This window comes from Paraflavitalea sp., from assembly GCF_059502485.1.
On the sequence record NZ_JCACET010000008.1, the window covers coordinates 1342951 to 1366157 of the forward strand.

Genomic DNA, 23207 nt, shown 5'->3' on the forward strand with positions numbered 1-23207 from the left:
CTATTTGGAAGCCGTCTTCCCACTCTTCTCTCCTACAACGATAGCTGCCAGCAAATGACCATTAGGCAACTCTTTCGAAGAATAATACAATTGCAACTTTCCTGCCTTGTTCTTTTGCAAACTCAGGATGTCACCCACTTTGCAAGTCATGCTCGATTTGGCACTGTTGCCATCACCAAAATGCCATTCCTTCAACGTCTTGTTGTTTTCATCCTTGATGGCTATACTTCTCCCTTTACCCGGTTGACCACAATGACTGTAATAAACACTCAGCTGGTCATTAGCATTAGCCTTGCCCAGTTCAAAACTTTTAACCCCTTCCTTCATGTGTACATGCTGTTCAAACACCAGCTTGTTGTTCAGGAAAATACTGAAGCTGTCGCCACCACGATACGAAGAGAAAGAAAATAAAGTAGCACATACGGCAAGCAGCGCCAGGGTTTTAGCTGCTATGCGATTACTGTTGAAGCATTTCATAAACTATACATTTGAGGTGAATAATTATAGTACACCACAAATGTGTAGCAGAAATGGCCCCATAAATAATTACTTTGACGAACGAAACCGTAACCTTGACGATTTGCAGAAACTGCCGCTTCCCGGCGTAAGCAACCTGCCGGTCCAGGACTGTCAATCCTACACTCATCCCCCATTGCCGACTGCCGGCCCCTTCCCCTACAATTCCGTATTTTAGCCCCTTAAACCCAGTCAAAATATGAAACTTGTTGGTTCCTTGTTAACCCTTTTCCTTTTCCTGGCAACAGTCACTAATGCCCAGAAAAAACAACTGACCCCGGATGACTATGGTAAATGGCAAACCCTCAGCTTTGCCGATATATCACCCAATGGCGAGTGGATCGCCTACATTGTAGCATCCCAGGAAGAAAACGATACCCTCTACGTAAAAAACCGGATAACCAACAAGTTGTACAAACTGGAGTTTGCTACCAACTTCGAATTATCAAAAGACAACCAATACATTGCCTGGCAGATCGGCGTATCCTTTAAAGAAGCCGAAAGATTGCGTGATCAGAAACAACCCATTCGCTACAAAATGGGCCTGCTCAACCTGGCCACCGGTAAGAAAGAGATCATTCAGGACGTGAGCGCCTTCCGTTTTTCCCGCAGCGGTAAACTCCTCGCCATAAGCCTGGAGCCACCCAAAGAAAACAAAGACAAAGGAGCAGTACTGTTACTCAAAAAGCTGGCCGATAGCAGCACCCGCACCATTGGCAACGTGACCGCGTACGCTTTCAACAAAAAGAGCGATTACCTCGCCTACATCGTAGAGTCGGCCAACATGGCGGGCAACTCCGTTGAGCTGTTCAACCTCGACAACTACTCCCTCAAAATAATCGCCAGCGATACCTGCAAATTCTCCAAACTCACCTGGCAGAAGGAAGGCGAAGGCTTGGCATTCTACAAGACCTTTAAAAAAGAAGGATACGAAGAAGAGAACGCCATGGTATATGCTTATGTAAACATCTACAAAGCACCGGTACTGAAGATATTCAACAGCACTACCCAGAAAGGATTCCCCGACACCATGCGCATCAACAACACCTCCAACCTGGTGTTGAGCGATGATATGAATGCAGCCTACTTCGGTATCAAAAGCTGGACAGCCAAGCCAAAGAAAGACGAGAAAAAAGCGACCGACTCCAGCAAAACAAAAACAGATACTACTAATAAGAAATCCGATTCAACAAAGAATGTAGCAGCAGCACCTGCGAAGAAAGAAGACAAGCTGGCTGCCGTAGACATCTGGCATTGGAAAGACACAGACATTCAGCCCCGCCAGAAACTCACCTACACGCAGGATAAAGAACTGAGCTACCAATCAGTATGGAACATCGATAACAATACATTCTTCCAGCTGGCAGAGAAAGAAATACCCTATGCTACTTTTAGCGACAACAGGAAAGTGGCAGTGGTCTACAACAGTGATAAATACAAACCCGCTTTCAAAGAAGACTATGCAGACTACTACCTCGTAAATGCACGGACAGGCGAGCGGAAACCGTTGTACGAAAAAATGCTGGCAGGATTTTATACCGGCCCTCAGCCTTCACCAGAAGGGAAATACCTCACATACTTCAAAGACAAACATTGGTGGAGCTATAATGTTGCTACAGGACAAGCCATCAACCTCACCGAAAAAACAGGTGGAACCTTCTGGAACGTACGCGACGATCATCCTGCTACCAAGCCTCCTTATGGCCTGGGTGGATGGATCAAAGGCGACAAAGAATTGTTGATCTACGATGAATACAATATCTGGGCAGTCAACCCCGACGGTAAAGGAGCGCGCAAGTTGACCAATGGCGAACAGGAAGAAGTGCAGTACCGCGTATACAGGCTTGACTTCGAAGATCCGTTCATCGATGATACTAAGCCCATCTTTATGTCGGCTTATGGCGATAAAAGCAAGAAGTTTGGTTTCTTCAAACTGGAAAAGAACAAACTCACCAAACTCCTGTTTGAAGATGCCTACCTCAGCAGGCTCACGAAGGCAAAAGATGCCAACGTGTTTACCTATTCAAAACAAGATTACAATGTATCGCCCGAGCTCTATGTAACAGAAACATTCAGCGACGATAAAAAAGTAGTAACCACCAATCCCCAACAGGAAAAATATTATTGGGGCAAAAGCGAACTGGTAAGCTTTACCAATAAAAAAGGTAAGCAAATGCAGGGAGCCCTGTTCTATCCTGCCAACTATGAGCCCGGCAAAAAATATCCGATGATCGTATACATCTACGAGATACTGTCCAACACGGTACACATGTATACATCGCCATCAGTTCGCAGCGCTTATAACACCACAAACTTTACCACGAACGGGTACTTTGTATTCAGGCCCGATATCGTATACGATACCAATGAGCCCGGCACAAGCGCAGTAGATTGTGTGGTGCCTGCAGTAGAACAAGTGTTGAAAACAGGCATGATCGATAAAGACAAGATCGGATTGATGGGCCATAGTTGGGGCGCTTATCAAACATCCTTCATCATCACGCAAACAAACCTCTTCAAAGCTGCCTGCGCAGGTGCGCCGCTCACCGACCTGATCAGCATGTCCATGTCTATCTACTGGAACTCCGGCATTCCCGACCAGAAGATATTCGAGACCAGCCAGGGAAGGTTCGACGGCCCCTGGTACGAGCGCATGGAGGCACACATCCGCAACTCTCCTATGTTCAATGCAGATAAGATCAAGACACCATTACTGGTGGCATTTGGCGATAAAGACGGTGCAGTAGACTGGCACCAGGGCATTGAAATGTATGGTACCATGCGCCGCATGCAAAAAGAACACGTGATGCTGGTATATGCAGATGAGAACCATGGACTGGCCAAAAAAGAAAACCAGATCGATTACCAGAAACGTCAGAAAGAATGGTTCGATCACTTCCTCTTGGGCAAGCCAGCACCATCCTGGATCAAAGAAGGCACCAGCTACCTGGAGAAAATGAAAGCACAGGAAAAAGAGAATAAATCATCACAATAAGATCGTTCAGAACTAATGAAGAAAGTTATCGTTACGGCAAAAGTGCACAATTACCTCGTGGAACAACTGCAGCTCAAAGGATACACAGTAGATTACCAGCCGCAGATCACCTATGAAGAATTGTTGCAACAGATAGGAGAAGCTACAGGACTGATCGTCACTACCCGTTTGAAGATCGACAAGCCCATGCTTGATAATGCAGGCAGATTGCAATGGATTGGCAGGCTGGGCAGTGGTATGGAGTTGATCGATGTACCCTACGCACAAAGCAAAGGCATTACCTGCGTGAGCAGTCCGGAAGGCAACCGCAATGCAGTAGGCGAGCAGGCATTGGGCATGTTACTCAACCTGATGAACAAGCTCAACAGCAGCATGCAGGAAATACGCGAAGGCAAGTGGGTGCGCGACCTCAACCGGGGCACCGAGCTCACCGGTAAAACAGTGGGCATCATCGGCTTTGGAAACACCGGAGGCGCATTTGCAAAAGTGCTGGCGTCATTCGATGTTACTATCCTGGCACACGATAAATACAAGTTCGACTTTGCCAAAGGATTGGTGAAAGAAGCCAACGCCGAACAGGTAGCGCGTTATGCCGATGTAATTAGTATGCACCTGCCGTTGACAGAAGAAACGTTTCATTATGCGAATGATGATTTCTTTAATGCGCTCGAACGATCACCCTGGTTCATCAATACCTCCCGTGGCAAAGTGCACCATACGGCTGCTCTCATACGGGCATTGAAGAGCGGCAAGATTGCCGGCGCAGCACTGGACGTGTTGGAAAACGAAAAATTACCCACCTATACAGAAGAAGAAAAACAACAACTCGACTGGCTGTTGGCGCAGCCCAATGTGTTGATCACCCCCCACATCGCCGGCTACAGCCACGAGGCCTTCTACAAGATGGCCAAAGTAGTACTGGACAAGCTGGGTATTTGATAAGCATTGTGTATGCTCTACGCAAAATGCGATTGGATCATAATGCTTTATAACGGTAGGGGGTGGTGGGGCAAGCACAAAAAACAGGCCCCGGCTGGAACAATATTCCATGTTAACGGAGTATTATGTCGAAATTAAGTTCTATTTTTGTTTAGTTACAAATCATGCAACGCTTCAGCGGGATACCTGAGGCGTTGTTCTTTTTTTCTGTTACCGGAAGCCGGATAGGCGCCCGGCCTAAAAATAAGGAGGTTTATATGAGCAGTGTTTTATATGTAAGTAAAGAAACACTTGAGCAAATGAAAGAAGAATTGCTGCGTATGCGTACGGTAGACAGACCCGGTGCTGCCCGTGCAATTGCTGAAGCACGTGAAAAAGGAGACCTGAAGGAAAATGCAGAGTATGATGCTGCCAAAGAAGCCCAGGGCATCCTGGAAGCAAAAATTAAAAAGCTGGAAGGCGATCTGGCCAGCGCTCGTATACTGGAAGCCGATAATGTTGATACAAGCAAAGTATCTATCCTCACCAAAGTCACATTAAAGAACCTGACTACTAAAAAAGAACTCACTTATCAGATCGTTTCTGAAAAAGAAGCCGATCTTAAATTGGGTAAGATATCTATCACTTCTCCCATCGGAAAAGGATTGTTGGGAAAAACAGTAGGAGAAGTAGCTGAGGTGACGGTACCTGCAGGCGTGATCAAGTTCAAGATTGAAAACATCACCGTATAATAAGATTCATACGATCATATAATTGACCCCGCCCACCGGCGGGGTTTTTTATTAGCTTTGTTATCATGAAAGACTTCTCTTTCATACGACTTAAATCTGCATTCATTAACCTGATAGCTAAAATGACTGGTGGTATGACTATTTTTTCAAAGATCATAGCCGGGGAAATACCCTCGTATAAAATAGCAGAGAACGATCAATTCTTTGCCTTCCTCGATATCTTTCCGTTGGTAGAAGGACACGTATTGGTAGTTCCCAAAATAGAAGTAGATAAGTTTTTTGATATGCCCAAAGACTACCTGGCGGCTATACTTACATTCTCACAACCCATTGCACGGGCCCTCGAACAGTCGTTCCCCTGCAATCGTTGCGGTATGTCGGTAGTAGGATTGGAAGTGCCCCATGCCCACCTGCACCTGATGCCTATCAACAGTGCCGACGACCTCAACTTCACCCGCGGTAAACTGAAGCTGTCGCCCGAAGAATTGAAGGCAATTCAAGAGAAGATCGTGTCGAAGCTGTAAAGTGCATATCAAAGGCTTCTGAATTCTGTATACTGTATTCTACTTCGCCCGCACTCTCCCCGGATTCGCCTTGATAAAATCCTCCCAGCCCTTTGCTTTTCCGGCTGCAGGCTTTACAATGCGCTCCTGGTAGTGGTGACAAACAGCTACGGCCAGTGAGTCGGAAATATCATGGTGCGAAATAACGGTATCCTGTAATGTAAGGATCGTTTGCAGCATTTTCCATACCTGTTCCTTATCCGCATTACCATTGCCGGTGATGGATTGCTTTACCTTTTTAGGTGAATACTCGTGAACGGTCAGGCCGGCGCCCATGGCAGCGGCAATAGCTACACCCTGCGCCCTGCCCAGCTTGAGCATACTTTGAACGTTCTTACCGAAGAAAGGAGCCTCGATGGCAAAATATTGAGGTTTGAAAGAAACGATAAGATCAGTGATCTTTTGATGAATAAGCTGCAGCCGCTCATAGTGGTCCTTCTTGCCGCTCAAGCGCAATACATTCATCTCAAGAACCGTGATTTGGCGGGCCGATGCGGCAATAATACTATACCCCATCATCAGCGTACCGGGGTCGATGCCAAGAATTATTTTGGGCGAGTTTTGCAAGGAGTGGGTCAATTCAGTTTATTTTGTACCTCATTTAGTTATAGCCACTGAACAAAAATATCAAAATAATCCTCAACTATGTGATCGGCCCGTTGGTGTTCTGCCTGCTGGCATGGTCCATTTACCTTCAGTTACAGCGACAGCCCAATTGGAAAGAATCATTTCAGCATATCCGGCATGCATTAGCAGGTGAAGGCATCTGGAAATTATGGCTGGCCATCTTGCTCATGCTGGTCAACTGGGGCATCGAGGCCCGTAAGTGGCAGGTCGTCATCCTGCGCGTGCAGCCAATCTCCTTCTTCCAGTCATTGAAAGCCATCTTCACAGGCACTACGATGGCCTTTTTTACCCCCAATCGCATTGGCGAATACGTAGGGCGCATACTGTATATAAACGAGAATAATCGTATCCAGGCCATCTCCCTCACCATCGTGTGCAGCATAGCCCAGTTGCTCGTTACACTCATAGCAGGACTTGGTGGTCTTCTCTACATGAAAAATGTCATCGCTGCCCGGCAGCCGGTTGACACCTCCCTGCTATTCTGGATCAATACCCTCCTGTCGGTCACGGCACTCGGCACCCTTATTTTAACATTATTTTATTTCCGGCTGGCATGGCTCGTAAAATGGGTCGAAAAAATACCAAAGATTGAGCGGTTTGTACGCTATATCCGTGTTTTAGATTCCTTTAACGCAACTATCCTGCTCCGCATTTTGTCTTTATCAGTAGCCCGCTATCTGGTCTTTATCGGGCAATATTATTTGCTCTTTGCTGTTTTTGATGTCACTTTGACTCCCATACAGGTATTTGCCTCCATTGGGGTGGTTTTCCTGGTATTGGCAGTTGTCCCTACCATTGCAGTCATCACAGAGTTGGGTGTGCGCTGGAAAGCCAGCATCGAGTTGGTACAATTTTTTAGTACCAACACATGGGGGGTACTGGCTACTTCGTTGTCTGTATGGATTATCAATTTGGTAATACCTGCCTTGATTGGTAGTTTGCTAATTTTAGGAATCCGTATCTTCAAAAACAAATAAGGCATGCTCTCCAGGCAATATTGGTCAGATATTATTATAAGAATAAGATTGTTGCATGAAAATCTATCGAATTTTGGCTTTCTTCCTGCTCACCATCAGCACCTTCCCCATACAGGCAGGTATTGGTTCGCAGGCTGGTAATGTTCCACAGGAAGGTAAAGACCCGCAGACAGAGAAGAGCGATAAAGTTGACGGCTTTTGCGATGTCCGCAATACTGCTTTCCAGGCCAGCGAACTACTAACCTACAAAGTGTTCTACACAGTAGTAGGAGCCTACTTTGGTGCAGGAGAAGCAACATTCAGGACCAATATTGAAAACTTCAATAACAGGCCGGTATACCATATCATAGGAGAGGGCAAGACCTATCCTTTTTACGATGGTATCTTCAAAGTGCGCGATAAGTATGAAACCTACCTCGATACCGCTACCTTCCAGCCATACCGTTTTGTGCGCAACGTAAACGAGGGCAGCTACAAGAAGTACGAGAATGTGACCTTCAACAAAACAACCAATGCAGCCGTTACCAATGATGGCGTATTCAAAGTGCCAGCCTGTATACAGGATGTCGTGAGCGCCATTTACTACGCACGCAATATCGACTTCGATAAATACAAACCCAACGACAAGATCAACTTCTCCCTGTTCCTCGACAAAGAAGTATTTGAAATGTATATCCGTTACCTGGGCAAAGAAACAGTGAAGACGAAATACGGAAAATTCAAAGCCATTAAGTTCAAGCCCCTGCTCATTAAAGGCACGATCTTCGAAGGCGGTGAGAAAATGACAGTATGGGTAAGCGATGACAAGAACCATGTGCCCCTGCGCGTGGAAAGTCCCATTTCCGTAGGCAGCGTAAAAGTAGATATGATCAGCTACCGCAACCTGCGCCACCAACTTACTTCACTGATTGATCTGCGCTAATACAATTCACCGGTCAGGCCGCTAACACGCACCTGGCTCAACAACCTGCACAGCGGCCAGACCGTGTTACAAATCAGCCAGCCTGAAAGTGTCCTTATACCGGATGCCCTTTTCAGTCATCTGCAGCGTACAACATTCATGCACAGGATCGTGCTCAAAGAAGAGGATATAATCATTCTCCACCGCTTCCGTCAGGAAAGATTTCTTCTCCTGTAAAGTAGTCAGCGGAAACATATCATAAGCCATTACATACGGCAGTGGGATATGTCCGGTAGAAGGCAGCAGATCGGCCATAAAAACGATCGTACGGTCCTTGTACCTGATCTGAGGCAACATCATCGCGTCGGTATGACCGTTGACGAAGCGGATAGAAATATGCGTAGAGAAAATGATACCGTCGGTCGGTTCAATAAACTTCAGCTGGCCACTCTGCTCGATAGGTAAAATATTATCCTTCAGGAAAGAAGCCTTTTCCCGCTCATTCGGCTGCGTGGCCCATTCCCAATGACGTAGGTTGCTCCAGTAAGTAGCCTTCCTGAAAGCAGGCACCAGCTTGTCGCCCTCCCGCACAATACTGCCGCCACAATGATCAAAATGCAGGTGCGTAAGAAACACATCCGTGATATCATCCCGGCTAACGCCGAGCTTATGCAAGGAGCTATCCAGCGAATCATCCCCATGCAGGTAGTAATGCCCCATGAACTTGGCATCCTGCTTATTGCCGATGCCGTTATCCACCAGGATAAGCCGGTTGCCCTCTTCGATCAGCAGGCAACGCATGGCCCAACTGCAAAGATTGTTATCATCTGCAGGATTCAGTTTATTCCAGATAGATTTGGGAACTACGCCAAACATGGCGCCACCATCCAGCTTGAAATTGCCGGTATGAACAGAATGTAGTTTCATTAGGAAGCTTTTTGTCGTTGCTTATACAGTGCCGAATATAACCAGATCAGCCCAATAGCAAAGAATGCAATCAAAGACAGTACCGATTGTTTCATACTGCCCGTTAATTCTTCAATATACCCAAAACTGAACATGCCGATCACGATGGCGATCTTTTCCGTCAGATCATAATAACTGAAGAAAGAGGCAGTATCCTTTGTCTCAGGCATTAGCTTGGAATAAGTCGACCGGCTCAGAGATTGAATACCACCCATCACCAGGCCTACTGCTACCGCGAGGCCATAAAAAAAGTATTCGGGATCTGTGCCCTGCTCTTTGAGAACAGCCGTATAATAAGCAGCTACGCAGATGAATATCCACAAAATCACCACCCCCATCAACACCTTAAGGTTACCATAAATGGCCGACAACCTCGACATGCCCCAGGCGCCGATAATAGCCACAAGCTGGATGATCACTACAGTAATGATCAGCTTCGTCTCGTTCAGGCCCAGCAGCTTGCTCCCAAACATAGTAGCTGCCAACATCACCGTTTGTACACCCATACTGTAGAAGAAAAAGCCACGGAGGAAACGCTTCAATACAGGCATCAGTTTTACCTGTCCATAAACCTTTTTGATCTCGGTAAAGCTATCTTTCAGAATGCCGCCACCCTGCTTTTGAATAGAAGGAATAGAGGCAGGCAACACCCGGAAAGTGATCTGGGCAAACCCCAGCCACCAAATACCGGTAAGCAGGAAAGTAAGGCGGGAGGCAAGCCCGGCGCTGGGCAACACGAGCACCAGCACAAAGCCGATAATTTGCAGAATGACACTCCCTATATAACCAAAAGAATAGCCACGTGCACTGATACGGTCCCTGTCGGCTTCGGCGGCAATCTCAGGCAGATAAGAATTATAAAACACAAGACTGCCGCAATAACCAATGGCAGCCAACATGAAAAAGAATACTCCAAACTCTACATTGGCCCCCTTGAAAAAGTACAGTGCACTGCACCCGATGGCCCCCATGTAACAAAAGAATTGCATAAACCCTTTCTTATTCCCTTTGGTATCGGCAATAGAAGTGAGAACCGGATACAACAAAGCAATGATCAGGTAGGCGGCGGCTACAGCATAATTATACAGCGCAGAGTTGATAAAACTTCTGCCCAGGAAGGATATCTCGTCACTCTTGAAATGATCCTTGGTAGCCGCGTTGAAATAGATCGGGAAAAAGGTAGTGGTAATAACCAGGTTATACACCGAGTTGGCCCAGTCGTACATGGCCCACCCATTGATTACTTTTTTGGAAGCTGTTTGCATGGCAGAAGGGTTTATAACATAAAACAGTCACTACGCCACAGAGGCTTGCACGCTACTCGGTAATCACGCGGGTATAGATCAGGATCAGCAGGATGATGCCCGCAATAATGCGGTACCAGCCAAATAAACGGAAACCACGCTTCTGTAAAAAGCCGATGAAAAAACGGATAGCCAGTAAGGCTACTACAAAAGCTACGATATTGCCTACGATAAAAGCATACAGGTTGTCGGAAGAACTTAAGATCAGTTCATACCCCTTTTGCTCGGCTCCGGCAGTGCCCCAGTCTTTTACAAACAGCGAATAGCCGGTGGCTGCACACATGGTAGGCACGGCCAGGAAAAAGGAGAACTCAGCCGCCAGCTTCCTGGTCAGCTTCTGCTGCATACCGCCAATAATGGTGGCAGCACTGCGGCTAACACCCGGGATCATGGCCACGCACTGCCAGATACCGATAAAGAAAGCCTTGGTATTGCTGATATTTTCTTCAGTCTCTATCTTATTACCGGTCTGCTGGTTGAAGATCTTATCGATAAACAACAGCACAACGCCACCCAGCAGCAAAGTAATAGCTACCGTAGTAGGACTTTCCAGTAAAGCGTCGATCTTATCGGAGAACAAAGCGCCCAGTGCAATGGCAGGGATCACAGCAATGATCAGTTTCACATAAAATTGCCAGCGCTTGAAGTCGAAGAACTTCCGCCAGTACAGTACCACTACAGCCAGGATAGCGCCCAGTTGAACGGCCACCTCAAACAACTTGGTAAACTCTTGCTTGTGAATATCCATCAGGCTGGAGGCAATGATCATGTGCCCGGTGGAAGAAATAGGTAAGTATTCAGTAATGCCCTCTACAATTGCAATGATAATGGCCTGGATCAGATTCATATTGGGTAAGAGTTGGAAGGTTGGAAAGTTAATAAGTTGAAAAGTTAATAGGGAGGGTACATCAAGTGCCCTTTCAACTTGTTAACCTGTGAACTTATCAACTACGCTTTCGGTTTGCGGAAAATAGCAAAAACTTCGATGCCCAATCCAAGCAGGATGAGGATAGGAGCCACAGTAATGCGGCGGGTGCTGTACACATCATTATCGCTGAAAACATTTGGGTCTTTGCTGTTACCACCTGCCATCAGCAGAAGGCCCAGCAACATCACTACCAGTCCGGCCAGGATCCAGAGGTAGTTTTCTTTACCAAACAGCGTATTGAGCGTTTTCTTTTCGGTTGATATCTTTTCAGCCATTATCCAATAAAATTAGGGCTGCAATATAGGAAATTAGCTACAAGCCACAAGTTTACCATTAATATAGGTCGTCCAGCTTCATTTTCAGGTACTTCACTACGCTGCGGTAGGTGCTGAAAAGTGAGATACTGATGCCCAGCAGTACCAGAAAAGCGAACAGCAGGACCAGCTTGCCATTGTCGCGCAGATCACGCAGATAAGGCAGGAAATACTCGCTCAACATCATCACCACGTAGATGATCGCGATAGCGATTACGGCCGAAATAGTACCATTGATGATGGCCCGGACGGTCATGGGACGGGCTATAAAACCGCGGGTAGCCCCCACCATTTGCATCGTTTTGATGATGAACCGGTTGCTGTACATCGCCAGCCGGATGGTATTATCGATGAGCACGATGGAGAAAATACAGAATAAACCCGCCAGGATGGCGAATACGATCAGACCCACCCGCACCGAAGAGCCCATTTTTTCCACCACGAAAGTGGGATATTGGACACTCTCCACCACCATAGACTGCTTTTCCAGGTCGGTTTTGATAGATGTTACACTATCCTTCTGAACATAATTACCCTTCAGGTTCAGGTCGAAAGAAGCAGGCAGGGGATTCTCGTCCAGCAACTCCTTGAAGTCGTTTTCCCCGCTCTTCAGCCACCGTTGTTTGGCCGTCTCCTTATCGATATATTCGTATGATTTGGTATATGGCTGGGCGGCGATATAGGCTTTCAGGGTCTCCACATCCTGTGGGGTGATGTTCTTCCGCAGGAATATCTGCACCTTCACGTCCTCCTTCATCTCTTCCGTATATTGGCGGGCATTAAGCAACAGCCAACCAAAGATGCCTACAAAGAAAAGCACGATGGTTACCCCCAAAATAGCCATGAAATAAGATGGTTTAGAACGCCTGGCCGACCCTTTTCCTAATTGCGCCATGAAACAATGATTTTGATGGGTTAGTAATAAACAGATAACGGCAAAAATAGCGGTTTTATCCTGCTTAAGCCGGATAATCCGTATTTTTGACGCCCTACTAACGGTTGTGGAGCCGGAAAAATTTTTCGGGGCAACGCCTTTTAACGTTTCCTCAACGAAAACATTCGACTCGTACATAACCTTTTCAGCCTGAACCCGGATGCAAGAATAATACCATTAAAAAATCTGAATCGTAAGGAGATATATGGAATACAAATTCAGCCATATCGAGAAGAAATGGCAAAAGACCTGGAAAGAGACCAACGCATACAAAGTAAGCAATACAAGCGACCGGCCTAAATATTATGTGCTGGATATGTTCCCTTACCCAAGTGGTGTCGGCCTGCATGTGGGGCACCCACTCGGCTACATCGCCAGCGATATATTTGCCCGGTACAAAAGACTCAAAGGATTCAACGTGCTCCACCCAATGGGATGCGACGCCTTCGGATTGCCAGCCGAACAATACGCCATCGACCATGGCATCCACCCTGCAGTATCTACAGCAGATAACATCAAGACCTTCCGTCGCCAGCTCGATAATATCGGCTTCTGTTACGATTGGGACCGTGAAATAAACACTTCCGACGCTTCCTACTATAAATGGACCCAATGGATATTCCTCCAGCTTTTTCATAGCTGGTTCAACCGCAAGACCCAGAAAGCAGAACCGATTGCTGAGCTGGTGAAGCTGTTTGAAAAAGAAGGCAATGCCAGCCATCCTTGTCCTGGCAATTCATCCATCCGCTTCAACGAGCAAACCTGGGTCGGCTTCGACGAGCACCAGCAGATGGAGATATTGATGGACTACCGCCTGTCCTTTTGTGGGTATGGCGAAGTGAACTGGTGCGAGGCATTAGGTACAGTATTGGCCAATGATGAAGTAGTGAACGGCGTGAGCGAACGCGGTGGCTTTCCGGTGGTAAAGAAGAAACTGCGCCAGTGGTACCTGCGCATCACAGAATATGCTGACCGTTTATTAGAGGGTCTGGAGCGCATCGAGTTCAGCGACGCCATGAAAGAAATGCAAAGCAACTGGATAGGTAAGAGCTACGGTGCTGAGATCAGCTTTGCCTTCAAAGGCTCAGCTTCGCAGCTTACTGTTTATACAACAAGACCCGATACCATCTTCGGCGTAGACTTCATGGTCATTGCACCCGAGCATGACTTGATCGATCAGATCACTACCCCTGAGCAAAAGCAGGCAGTAGAAGATTATATCGCTTATGTAAAGAGCCGTAGCGAGCGCGAGCGCATGGCCGAGAAGAAAATATCCGGTGTGTTCACCGGCGCTTATGTGCTCAATCCATTCGACGGTCGCGAAATACCCGTATGGATCTCTGAATACGTATTAGCAGGATATGGTACCGGCGCTATCATGGCTGTGCCCTGTGGCGACGAGCGCGACTTTAAGTTTGCCAGATACTTCAATATTCCCATCACCAACATCATCGGTAGCCATTACAATGGCGAAGAAGCCAACCCCACCAAGGATGCCATCCTGGAGAACTCCGGCTTCCTGAACGGATTGATGATGCGCGACGCAATAGAAGCAGCCCTTAAGAAAATAGAAGAGATAGGCATTGGAACACGTAAGGTAAACTACAAGATGCGGGATGCAGCTTTCAGCCGCCAGCGCTATTGGGGCGAGCCGTTCCCCATTGCCTGGAAAGAAGGCGTTGCCTATCCTTTGTCCGAAAGCGAATTGCCGGTACTATTGCCGCATATCGATAAGATAAAGCCAGGTGCAGAAGGAGAGGGGCCATTGAGCAACCTGCCGGAGTGGATAAAATCATCCCCTATCGGCGGCGAGCGTGAAAGCTCTACCATGCCCGGCTATGCCGGCAGCAGTTGGTACTTCCTCCGCTACATGGACCCCAACAACGACACTACCTTCTGCGACCGCAAAGTGAGTGACTACTGGGGACAGGTTGACCTGTACATTGGTGGAACAGAACACGCCGTAGGTCACTTGCTCTACAGCCGCATGTGGACAAAAGCCCTGTACGATCTTGGTTATATAGGCCATGATGAGCCCTACAAGAAACTGGTAAACCAGGGCATGATACAAGGAAGCTCAAGATTTGTGTACAGGTTTGTGTGGCAGACCATATTGACAGAGACCACTGATGCATCTAAATTCCCTTCCTTCTTCATTTCGAAAGGATTGGTTGACCGGATACAAAGTGGAGATGAAGACGCGATCCTGCAAGTCAAGGATACGGTGACCGGTCGCATCAAAGAACTGGGATTAGGTGAAGTTTCCTTCATTGGGATCGGTGTTGAAGTAGCACCATTACATGTGGATGTAAACATTGTAGATGGAGTTGAGCTGGATACCGAATCATTTAAGAAATGGCGGCACGAATATGCCAACGCCGAATTCATACTCGAAGACGGGAAGTATATCTGTGGATCGGAAGTAGAGAAAATGAGTAAGAGCAAGTTTAACACTGTCAACCCCGATATACTGGTGGATAAATACGGCGCCGACACTTTCCGTATGTACGAAATGTTCCTCGGCCCTGTAGAGATGAGCAAGCCTTGGGATACCAAAGGCATTGAAGGCGTGCACCGCTTCCTGAAGAAACTGTGGCGCTTGTTCTATGATGAAATGAAGGGGCAGATTTGGAATACAGAAGCACCTACAGACGCAGATTGGAAAGTATTACACAAAGCCATCAAGCGCATCGAAGAAGATACCGAAAGATTCTCTTTCAATACAGCAGTGAGCTCATTTATGATCGCCGTTAATGACCTGGCCGATCTGAAATGTAACAAGAAAGAGATCCTCCAGCCATTACTTGTATTACTTACGCCCTATGCGCCACACGTGAGCGAGGAACTGTGGCATTTGTTGGGCAACACTACCTCTATCCTGGATGCCGAATATCCAAAGTTCGAACCCAAATACCTGGTAGAAAGCAACAAAGAATACCCGGTTTCAGTAAACGGTAAAGTACGCACCACCATCAACATCGCAATGGACGCCGCACAGGACGATGTAGAGAAGATCGTATTGTCCAACGATGTCATCCAAAAGTGGATGGAAGGCAAGCCCCACAAGAAAGTAGTGTATGTGAAGGGCAGAATGGTGAATGTGGTAGTGTAGAAGTGAGTCGTAAGTATATCAAACGGAATTGCCCGGTCCCTTTAGGGCCGGGGTAAAATACAAAGAGAACAACCTGGGCTTTAACCCAATAGTTGTTCTCTTTTTTTATTGATCAGCGTCCTGTTTAATCAGTCTTATTAAAGCACTGCTGTTCTCATCAGCATGCAGCCTCGCTTCATAGCGCTTCTTACCCACAATGGCGACCATGAAGGAAGTATTCGGAGGGATAGAACCAAGATTCTCCGCCACCATCACCAGTTCATTATCGTCCGACAATTCATTCGCATCCAGGAAAATCGTATAAGGCTGGTCCGTGAGGCGGATATTCTTAAAGATGAGCTTCTTGTTCAGGAACAGCGCAATAGAGTCCCCATCCACCTGGGCATTATCATAAAACCGCAGTTCGATCCTTTTATCGTTACCGATAGGGATCACCGTTTGCAGCTTGTTCGTACGGGCGGTGAATTTATCTTCCGGTGTAACAGGTTTGCCTGCTATCTTCTTTTCTGCAGGCGGCGGTGCCGGAGCAGGTGCGCTTACTTTGGGAGTAGCTACCGTTACAGGAGTCGCAGCAGCCACGGTAGAAGAAGGTATTTCTCGCACGGGTATTTCCAGCTCAGAAGGCGGAGGCGTAAACGACAACCGCGCAATACTGTCGATGATATCAGGATGATTGGCCCCCACGGTATAATTCTCGATCACAAAGTCCCATTCATCAGTGAACATAGGGTTGCTGATCTTCTCCAACGCTACCGGACCTTTGGGGACATCCTTGTGATCACGTTCCGTACTCTTGCCATCCAGCAGCATTTTATCTTCACCGGGACAGTTGAAATCGGCTACAGAAAGTACAGGCTCACGTGATGAGCCAAAAAGGTTACCGGATACCCTGTCTTCCAGCAGTTGCTCATCCCACCACACCACATCATTCGTTTGGCTGTCAAAATATCCGCGCACGGCATAGCGCCGGTAATGATTCTTCGAAGTGTAGTAATAAGCGGTGCCCAACACGCTGTCGCCCTTCTTTACCAGCTTCAGCTCCGTACGCACATTGCCGGTCTTCCCCTTCCAGGCGCCCGTAATGGTTTGTGCCAGAACAGGTTGCCGCGTCAGTACCAAAATAGCCATCAGGCAGCAGAAAGATAGTGTGATCGTTTTCAAATGGTTATTGTTGGATGATACTCCTAAAAACGCCTCCCACACATGATTATTTTACCTTAAGTTTCTTTTAACGATTGCCGGAAGGAGCCGTGCAGCGTACAAACAAATACAATTGTCACATTGTTTTATATGAAATTAGCACCATGTTGCATCCTACCATAGAATTGATAGAAGGGCTGCGCAAAGCGGCAGCAACCTTACGTGCGGGAGCCTATTATGCCTGGGGGCATCACGGAGCTTGTAATTGTGGACACCTGCTGCAGGCCACCACACAGTTGAGCAAAGAAGAGATACGGGCCTATGCCCATACCGGACCGGGCGAATGGACAGAGATCGCACAGGAAGCCTGTTCCGTAACCGGCGCACCCATATCCCTGTTGCTCACCAGGTTGGAGCAGTTAGGACTCACACCTACCGATATCCATAATGTCGAGTACCTCGAAGACAGGGAAGTGTTGAAACAATTGCCGGGCGGTTTCCGTTGGCTCAAAAGAAATGTGCGGGAAGATGTGATCCTGTATTTTGAGACCATGGCCACCTTGCTGGAAGATAAACTGGCCGGTAGCATCGAAGTTCCCCTGGAGCAGCTGTTCGAAGAAACACCCGTGATGGCTTAAAGTAATAATAGTCCGCTTGCGTATAGATGCCTTTCATTAATAAACCATCATTTATCAAAACCTATTAACGATGCGCATCCTTTTTTTCCTGTCTTTCTTATTCGTTGCTCTGGGACTCAAAGCCAATACGGCCATCCCGTATAATATCAAAGGAGCTGTTACCTCCCCCGAAAAGAACAAGATCGCTTATCTCTACATTCACAGCGCGGGCAAAAAGTACCCTTCTCAATTACTGAGCACACCCATAGTGAATGGCCGCTTTACATTTTCCGGCATCACGCAGCCCGATTCATTAGGCATGGCAATGGGCGTGCTATTCTTTCATACCAAACCAGGCCTCACAAAAAAAGAATACCTCGATTTATACCAACAGGGATTGAAGTTCAAATTCCGGAAAGTAGCCCTCGAAAAAGAGGTAACGATACAGATTGCTTCTACACCCGACCTCGCCACCGTACAGGGCGATGTAATGAATGAGCAGCAAAACGAACTGCAACGTATCCGGCAGATGGAGATAGAAGACTTTGATAAACTCAAAGCCTGGTGGAATGAGCAGGAAGCAGCTATCAAAGGAGATAAAGAAGCCATGGTGAAATTGAAAGCTGATTATTACAAAGGGCTCCGGGCCAGTGAAGACAGAAAGAATGAAGCCTATTTCAACTTCATTAAAACATATCCGTCTTCCCCCTTGTCCTATCAATACCTGAAGGTCTTTGTACTAATGAGTGAGCGCTCTTTCGATGCTTTCCGGGAAGACCTGAAAGCTTGTATGGCATCACTCCCTGCTGAAGTAAAAGAAAAACCTGCCATCGCGAAGTTGATTACAGCTGCTAACAATAACAGTGGCTATGCAGGTAAGTTGGCCAACGGTACCATTATCCCGGACCATACCTTCACGGCAGAAGGTGCGGCGCCTGTATCCATAAAAGACTTCCGCGGCAAATACCTGCTGCTCGATTTCTGGACTTCCTGGTGCGGCCCCTGCCGCGCGGAACATTACAATATGAAACAATTGTACACCCAGTATAAGGATAAGAACTTTACGATCCTGCAGGTATCGCTGGACGATAAAGATGCTAAATGGAGAAAAGCATTGGAAGAAGACAATCTGCCCTGGACACAGGTACGTTGCCTCAAAGGCTGGGACAAAGAAATAGAAGCGCGGTATGATATCAAAGGCGTTCCCACTACCTACCTCATCGATCCGGATGGAAAGATCATTGCCCGGGGCATAAGAGGAGAAGCATTGACAAAGAAACTGGCCGAATTAATACCTTAACACATTAAGAAGGCTATTAAAATAAGTGCTGAATTAAGATTGCGTATAGGAAACAAAAGAGCCACCCATTTGGGTGGCCTTTTGTCTTATAATACAACGTTACTTGTTAAACTTATATTTTTCTTTCTCGTTGCCTCAATGCCTTGTCGCCTCGGTGCCTTCCCTAAAATCCTTTCTTCGGCGCCTTCTTGATTTCTTCCAGCATTTCCCGGATGGCCCTTTCCAGCTGTTGGTCCTGGCCTTTTAGGATCATCTTGAAGTCGTTGGTCAGTTTAATATCCGGCTCCAGTTGCAGGTTTTCAGTAGGGCGCTTTTCCTTGCCAATGGTAGCTACCATCGGAATACCGAACACGAGTGTAGGATCTATTTGAGTTTCCCACCATACGGCTGTACCAGTACCCGGTACCGGCATGCCGATCAGCTTACCCAGTTCCAGGCTCTTGTAAGCATAAGGGAATAGGAAGGCGTCGGAGTAGTTGCTCTCACTCATCAACACACAGGAAGGATTGCTCCACTTGTTGCGAGGCTCGCCAGATGTAGGTGTTACACCTTGCGGAGAAAAGTCTAAGTACTTTTTACCACCCAGGAAAGTAACGAGGTCATCATGCAGCCAGCCACCACCATTAAAACGCGTGTCTACGATCAATGCCTCTTTACCGGCATTCTTGCCCAACACCTCTTCATATACAGTACGGTAGCTGCCATCATTCATGCCCTGCACGTGTACATAACCAACCTTGCCGCCGGATATTTCATCCACTTTCTTGCGCATGGTCTTTACCCAGCGATTATACAATAACCCTTGCTCTTCACCCTGAGAGATAGGCTTCAGCGTTTCTTCCCAGCGCTCCTTGGTAGTGGGGTTATACAAGCTCAACAATACATTCTTGGTGGCCTTGCGGTTCAGCAGTTTATTCCAGTCCATGTTCTCTGCAATAGCCTCACCATCTATCTTCTCGATCACGGTGCCGGCTGCGATCTTCGTTTTCGCATTCAGCAGCGGACCGCCCTCAATCACTTCCATCACCTTTACACCTGCACCGTCATAAGCCTCATCATACAACAAGCCGAGGCTGGCAGTAGCATCCGTATTGGGCTGTTGCGGAGAATAGCGGCCACCGGTGTGAGAAGCATTCAGCTCACCCAACAGCTCACTCAGCAACTCCTGGTAGTCATAGTTGTTGTTGATATAAGGCAGGAACTTCGCGTACGTGGTTTTGTACAGGTTCCAGTTAGTGCCTTGCAATTTGGGGTCGTAGAACTTCTTCACTACCTGGCGCCAGGCATGTTCAAAAATGTATTCCCTTTCAGCAGCAGCGTTCAGGTTCATTTCACCATTAACAGTAACAGGAGAGATACGGCCAGCTTCTGCATCTACTTTCATAATGCGGCCATCACTCACCACAAAAATGCTCTTGCCATCCTTGGTTACATCCATACCGGCAGGACCACCATCCAGTTTCGTCAGGATCTTGGTCTCCCGCGTGCGCGTATTGGTCAGCCACAGGTCATAACCCTTTTCTACGCGGGCGAGGTAATACAGTTTCTCACCATCAGATGACAACGTGAAATCGGAGATATTGCCCGAGTTGATGGTAAGCCTTGTCTTGCGGTTGTCGATGTTTTCAAACAACGGCTGCCAGTCCTTTTCTTTTTTAGCGATAGCAGCTTGCAATGCAGTATCCTTCTTTTCTTTTTTATCATTCTCCTCTTTTTCTTTCAACAGCGCATAATCATCCTTGCTCAGTTTGAAACGGTCATACAGGTCCTGGTCGAAGAACATGGCATAGATATCTACTTCGCGGGCGCCCTGGAAGGCCAATGGTTTTTTGCCATCACGATCGGTGAGCCACAGCAAAGCCTTACCATTATAAGCCCATTTGGCGCCCCCGTCAGCGAATCCACTTTCACTAACGTTCCTTCTTTCACCGGTACCATCAGCCTTCATCAGAGCTACTTCAGAAGAACCCCAGCGGCCTTCAGCAGAATTAAAGGCAATCCATTTGCCATCAGGCGACCAGGTGAAATACTGATCACCATCAGCATAAGAGAAGTTAACACCCTTAGGTACGATGGTGCGGCTCTTTTTAGAAGCAATATTATATACCTTAACAACATTCCTTTCTTCGAGATAAGCTACCTCTTTTCCATCAGGAGAGATCACCGGCTGAAACTCTTCCGCTTCTGTAGCGATCAGTGGCTCTTCTTTCAATACAGTAGAAGCATAGAAATAAGGCTCCTCTTTTCTTTCAATAGAAGTGCGGTAAATATCCCAGCTATTGCCCCTTTCAGCTGCATAGATCAATGAACGGCCATCAGGTGTAAATTGCAACGTGCGTTCCTGCTGCGGCGTATTGGTAATGCGCTTGGTAATGCCCCCTTCAATAGAAGTTACAAACACTTCACCACGCACAATAAAAGCCATCTCTTTTCCATTGGGCGATAAAGCCGTTTGCGTCACGCCGGTATTGATGGGAATGATCTTCTCCGTATTCGTACGTCCATCGGTATTGATGCGGACAGCAACCTTCTTGGGTTGCTCTCCTTCTTTCAAAGTATAGATCTCGCCGTCATACGTGAAGCAAAGCGTGTTATCACCGGAGCGGGAGAGGTGACGCACGGGGTGATCCTTAAAAGAGGTAAGCTGCTGCTCAGCGATCTTTGTTTTTACCGGCGCTTTATAAATATTCTGGCTGTTGCCATTCTTTTCACTGAGATAATAGAAATACTGATCATCGGCAGAGAAAATCGGCTCGCGGTCTTCACCGGCAAAACCAGACACCTGCTGATAATCATCCTTCTTCACATCATACACCCAGATGTCGCGCGTTACAGCCGAGGTATGGTGCTTGCGCCAGGCATCCTCATAACCCTTGCGGTCCTGGAAGATCAACTGATCACCCTTGCTGCTGAAGTGCGCAAATTCAGAACCGGCCGACAGGAACATGACTGAACGGCCGCCGGTAACCGGCACTTCATACAACTTTTGGAACAGGCCACGCTGCGGAAAGCGTACGCTGGTATACACATCATTGCGGTTGGTGCCGAAGATCACCTTTTTGCCATCAGGCGTAAAATCATAAGGATAATCGGGGGCAGAATGATAAGTGAGGCGGGTAGCTTCACCACCGGCAGATGGCATTACATACACATCGAAGTTGCCATAGCGGTCGCTGGCAAAAGCGATGTACTTGCCATCGCGGCTCCACACAGGCATGAAGTCATGCGCTTCATGCAGCGTCAAAGGAATGGCGTCGCCACCACTGGCCGGCACCTTATACAGATCACCTTTGAAGCTGAAAACAATCGTTTTACCGTCGGGAGAAATAGCGGGATATCTCAGCCATAAGGGGCTTTGTTGGGCTGCTGCAATCTTGACCATGACCAGCAGGACTCCCAGAAAGAGGTATTTGCTCATATAGTAGATGTTTTTGGAAATGGAATTGATTTAAAGGTAACAAACCGGGATATTTGCGACAGATAGGAATGCATAAAAGCATCAAATTGCTTACAAGCGGCAGTTATAATCCTTAAAACCTGCATATGCCCTCTGTGTTCGAAAATACGATACGAAAGTACCAATCCACCTTTCATCCGGTGGTGAAAGTTGATCATGCCACGGAAAAGCTCCTGCTGCTCGATTTTACAGAGAAGAATAAAGAACTGACCAGTAATATCATCGAAGACACACAGCGCTTCACTTCTTATCTTGATCACAAACTGCAAGCAGCCAATGCCCGGCTGGGTATTGGAGGTTATGATGAAAACCGCACCGTATACAACCGCAGTAAACTGTTTGATTCGTTGCAGCCCGGTGAAGAGCCACGCAGGCTGCACCTTGGCGTAGATATATGGGGACAGGCAGGCACGCCGGTATATGCTTTCATGGGAGGTATGGTGCATAGTTTTGCATTCAATGATCACTACGGAGATTATGGTGCCACCCTCATCCTGCTGCACCAACTGGATGGATTACCCTTTTATACCTTATACGGCCATGTTAGTTTGCGTGACATACAAAAGCTTTCCAGCGGACAATACATTTCCATCGGTCAGGAGATCGCACACTTTGGCGAACCGGCAGAGAATGGACACTGGCCACCACACCTCCACTTCCAGGTAATACTGGATATGGAATTGAAAGAAGGTGATTACCCCGGTGTATGCAAATATTCAGAGCGGGAGAAATACCTGGCCAATTGTCCCGATCCCGATCTTATACTTCAGTTAATGCAATACGCGAAAAGTGAGTAAGCTAGTACAATCTGTCATCCCGTTTTACGGGAAGCCTGTCGAAGCGTTGAAGGCCAAATAGAAAAAGGTGAGCCGCCCTGCAGTGCAGC

The 23207-nt window shown here is 47.2% G+C and carries 19 protein-coding genes; 10 read left to right on the forward strand and 9 right to left on the reverse strand.

Going from position 1 to position 23207, the window contains the following annotated elements; translation table 11 throughout:
* On the reverse strand, positions 1 to 477 hold the full coding sequence (locus tag AC5JBY_RS08275) for a hypothetical protein (protein ID WP_495904098.1): 477 nt from the start codon (positions 475 to 477) through the stop codon (positions 1 to 3).
* Positions 478 to 715: 238 nt separating this feature from the next.
* On the opposite strand from AC5JBY_RS08275, the gene AC5JBY_RS08280 reads away from it, so the two are divergent.
* From AC5JBY_RS08280 to AC5JBY_RS08295, 4 genes are all read left to right on the forward strand, one after another.
* A complete protein-coding gene (locus tag AC5JBY_RS08280) occupies positions 716 to 3511 on the forward strand; it encodes an alpha/beta hydrolase family protein (protein ID WP_495904099.1) in 2796 nt (931 codons plus the stop codon).
* A 15-nt stretch (positions 3512 to 3526) separates the two neighbouring features.
* Positions 3527 to 4450, forward strand: a complete 924-nt coding sequence (locus AC5JBY_RS08285; RefSeq protein ID WP_495904100.1) for an NAD(P)-dependent oxidoreductase — start codon at positions 3527 to 3529, stop codon at positions 4448 to 4450.
* 257 nt (positions 4451 to 4707) lie between these two features.
* A complete protein-coding gene (greA, locus tag AC5JBY_RS08290) occupies positions 4708 to 5181 on the forward strand; it encodes a transcription elongation factor GreA (protein WP_495904101.1) in 474 nt (157 codons plus the stop codon).
* Positions 5182 to 5246: 65 nt separating this feature from the next.
* Positions 5247 to 5705, forward strand: a complete 459-nt coding sequence (locus AC5JBY_RS08295; RefSeq protein ID WP_495904102.1) for an HIT family protein — start codon at positions 5247 to 5249, stop codon at positions 5703 to 5705.
* Positions 5706 to 5744: 39 nt separating this feature from the next.
* Here AC5JBY_RS08295 and ruvC read toward each other — a convergent pair whose 3' ends face one another.
* A complete protein-coding gene (gene ruvC / locus AC5JBY_RS08300; protein WP_495904103.1) occupies positions 5745 to 6323 on the reverse strand; it encodes a crossover junction endodeoxyribonuclease RuvC in 579 nt (192 codons plus the stop codon).
* A 68-nt stretch (positions 6324 to 6391) separates the two neighbouring features.
* On the opposite strand from ruvC, the gene AC5JBY_RS08305 reads away from it, so the two are divergent.
* Together AC5JBY_RS08305 and AC5JBY_RS08310 are read left to right on the forward strand one after the other, a co-directional pair.
* Positions 6392 to 7348: a lysylphosphatidylglycerol synthase domain-containing protein gene (locus AC5JBY_RS08305; protein ID WP_495904104.1), complete on the forward strand. Its 957-nt coding sequence runs from the start codon at positions 6392 to 6394 to the stop codon at positions 7346 to 7348.
* A gap of 55 nt (positions 7349 to 7403) precedes the next feature.
* Positions 7404 to 8270, forward strand: coding sequence for a DUF3108 domain-containing protein (locus AC5JBY_RS08310; RefSeq protein ID WP_495904105.1), 867 nt, complete (start codon positions 7404 to 7406; stop codon positions 8268 to 8270).
* Positions 8271 to 8336: 66 nt separating this feature from the next.
* Here the strand turns inward: AC5JBY_RS08310 and AC5JBY_RS08315 are convergent, their stop codons facing one another.
* The 5 genes from AC5JBY_RS08315 to AC5JBY_RS08335 form a co-directional block, all read right to left on the reverse strand.
* On the reverse strand, positions 8337 to 9176 hold the full coding sequence (locus AC5JBY_RS08315) for an MBL fold metallo-hydrolase (RefSeq protein WP_495904106.1): 840 nt from the start codon (positions 9174 to 9176) through the stop codon (positions 8337 to 8339).
* Complete coding sequence (locus AC5JBY_RS08320) at positions 9176 to 10480, reverse strand: MFS transporter (protein WP_495904107.1); 1305 nt, start codon at positions 10478 to 10480, stop codon at positions 9176 to 9178. The genes AC5JBY_RS08315 and AC5JBY_RS08320 overlap by 1 nt, the downstream gene beginning before the upstream one ends.
* Before the next feature lie 52 nt (positions 10481 to 10532).
* Positions 10533 to 11366, reverse strand: a complete 834-nt coding sequence (locus AC5JBY_RS08325) for an undecaprenyl-diphosphate phosphatase (protein ID WP_495904108.1) — start codon at positions 11364 to 11366, stop codon at positions 10533 to 10535.
* A 101-nt stretch (positions 11367 to 11467) separates the two neighbouring features.
* Positions 11468 to 11722 carry a DUF3098 domain-containing protein gene (locus AC5JBY_RS08330; RefSeq protein WP_495904109.1) on the reverse strand — a complete coding sequence of 85 codons (255 nt, stop codon included), beginning with the start codon at positions 11720 to 11722 and terminating at the stop codon, positions 11468 to 11470.
* Between the two features lie 58 nt (positions 11723 to 11780).
* Positions 11781 to 12656 (reverse strand): cell division protein FtsX, encoded by an 876-nt coding sequence (locus AC5JBY_RS08335; protein WP_495904110.1) that lies wholly within the window; start codon positions 12654 to 12656, stop codon positions 11781 to 11783.
* A 244-nt stretch (positions 12657 to 12900) separates the two neighbouring features.
* Here AC5JBY_RS08335 and AC5JBY_RS08340 point away from each other — a divergent pair, with 244 nt between their 5' ends.
* Positions 12901 to 15807, forward strand: a complete 2907-nt coding sequence (locus AC5JBY_RS08340; protein WP_495904111.1) for a leucine--tRNA ligase — start codon at positions 12901 to 12903, stop codon at positions 15805 to 15807.
* Positions 15808 to 15912: 105 nt separating this feature from the next.
* On the opposite strand, the gene AC5JBY_RS08345 is transcribed toward AC5JBY_RS08340, so the two are convergent.
* Positions 15913 to 16968, reverse strand: a complete 1056-nt coding sequence (locus tag AC5JBY_RS08345) for a hypothetical protein (RefSeq protein WP_495904112.1) — start codon at positions 16966 to 16968, stop codon at positions 15913 to 15915.
* Positions 16969 to 17111: 143 nt separating this feature from the next.
* Between AC5JBY_RS08345 and AC5JBY_RS08350 the strand changes: the two genes are divergently transcribed.
* Positions 17112 to 17585, forward strand: coding sequence for a hypothetical protein (locus AC5JBY_RS08350; RefSeq protein WP_495904113.1), 474 nt, complete (start codon positions 17112 to 17114; stop codon positions 17583 to 17585).
* Between the two features lie 70 nt (positions 17586 to 17655).
* Positions 17656 to 18864 (forward strand): redoxin domain-containing protein, encoded by a 1209-nt coding sequence (locus AC5JBY_RS08355; RefSeq protein ID WP_495904114.1) that lies wholly within the window; start codon positions 17656 to 17658, stop codon positions 18862 to 18864.
* Between the two features lie 163 nt (positions 18865 to 19027).
* Here the strand turns inward: AC5JBY_RS08355 and AC5JBY_RS08360 are convergent, their stop codons facing one another.
* A complete protein-coding gene (locus AC5JBY_RS08360) occupies positions 19028 to 22282 on the reverse strand; it encodes a S41 family peptidase (protein ID WP_495904115.1) in 3255 nt (1084 codons plus the stop codon).
* Positions 22283 to 22407: 125 nt separating this feature from the next.
* Here AC5JBY_RS08360 and AC5JBY_RS08365 point away from each other — a divergent pair, with 125 nt between their 5' ends.
* Positions 22408 to 23118, forward strand: a complete 711-nt coding sequence (locus tag AC5JBY_RS08365; protein ID WP_495904116.1) for a peptidoglycan DD-metalloendopeptidase family protein — start codon at positions 22408 to 22410, stop codon at positions 23116 to 23118.
* Positions 23119 to 23207: the final 89 nt, after the last annotated feature.

What these genes read in the sequence shown, in the direction of transcription:
- AC5JBY_RS08275 (WP_495904098.1), bottom strand. Translation starts at nt 477, where the DNA reads ATGAAATGCTTCAACAGTAATCGCATAGCAGCTAAAACCCTGGCGCTG.
- AC5JBY_RS08280 (WP_495904099.1), top strand. Translation starts at nt 716, where the DNA reads ATGAAACTTGTTGGTTCCTTGTTAACCCTTTTCCTTTTCCTGGCAACA.
- AC5JBY_RS08285 (WP_495904100.1), top strand. Translation starts at nt 3,527, where the DNA reads ATGAAGAAAGTTATCGTTACGGCAAAAGTGCACAATTACCTCGTGGAA.
- greA (WP_495904101.1), top strand. Translation starts at nt 4,708, where the DNA reads ATGAGCAGTGTTTTATATGTAAGTAAAGAAACACTTGAGCAAATGAAA.
- AC5JBY_RS08295 (WP_495904102.1), top strand. Translation starts at nt 5,247, where the DNA reads ATGAAAGACTTCTCTTTCATACGACTTAAATCTGCATTCATTAACCTG.
- AC5JBY_RS08310 (WP_495904105.1), top strand. Translation starts at nt 7,404, where the DNA reads ATGAAAATCTATCGAATTTTGGCTTTCTTCCTGCTCACCATCAGCACC.
- AC5JBY_RS08315 (WP_495904106.1), bottom strand. Translation starts at nt 9,176, where the DNA reads ATGAAACTACATTCTGTTCATACCGGCAATTTCAAGCTGGATGGTGGC.
- AC5JBY_RS08320 (WP_495904107.1), bottom strand. Translation starts at nt 10,480, where the DNA reads ATGCAAACAGCTTCCAAAAAAGTAATCAATGGGTGGGCCATGTACGAC.
- AC5JBY_RS08325 (WP_495904108.1), bottom strand. Translation starts at nt 11,366, where the DNA reads ATGAATCTGATCCAGGCCATTATCATTGCAATTGTAGAGGGCATTACT.
- AC5JBY_RS08330 (WP_495904109.1), bottom strand. Translation starts at nt 11,722, where the DNA reads ATGGCTGAAAAGATATCAACCGAAAAGAAAACGCTCAATACGCTGTTT.
- AC5JBY_RS08335 (WP_495904110.1), bottom strand. Translation starts at nt 12,656, where the DNA reads ATGGCGCAATTAGGAAAAGGGTCGGCCAGGCGTTCTAAACCATCTTAT.
- AC5JBY_RS08340 (WP_495904111.1), top strand. Translation starts at nt 12,901, where the DNA reads ATGGAATACAAATTCAGCCATATCGAGAAGAAATGGCAAAAGACCTGG.
- AC5JBY_RS08350 (WP_495904113.1), top strand. Translation starts at nt 17,112, where the DNA reads ATGTTGCATCCTACCATAGAATTGATAGAAGGGCTGCGCAAAGCGGCA.
- AC5JBY_RS08355 (WP_495904114.1), top strand. Translation starts at nt 17,656, where the DNA reads ATGCGCATCCTTTTTTTCCTGTCTTTCTTATTCGTTGCTCTGGGACTC.
- AC5JBY_RS08360 (WP_495904115.1), bottom strand. Translation starts at nt 22,282, where the DNA reads ATGAGCAAATACCTCTTTCTGGGAGTCCTGCTGGTCATGGTCAAGATT.
- AC5JBY_RS08365 (WP_495904116.1), top strand. Translation starts at nt 22,408, where the DNA reads ATGCCCTCTGTGTTCGAAAATACGATACGAAAGTACCAATCCACCTTT.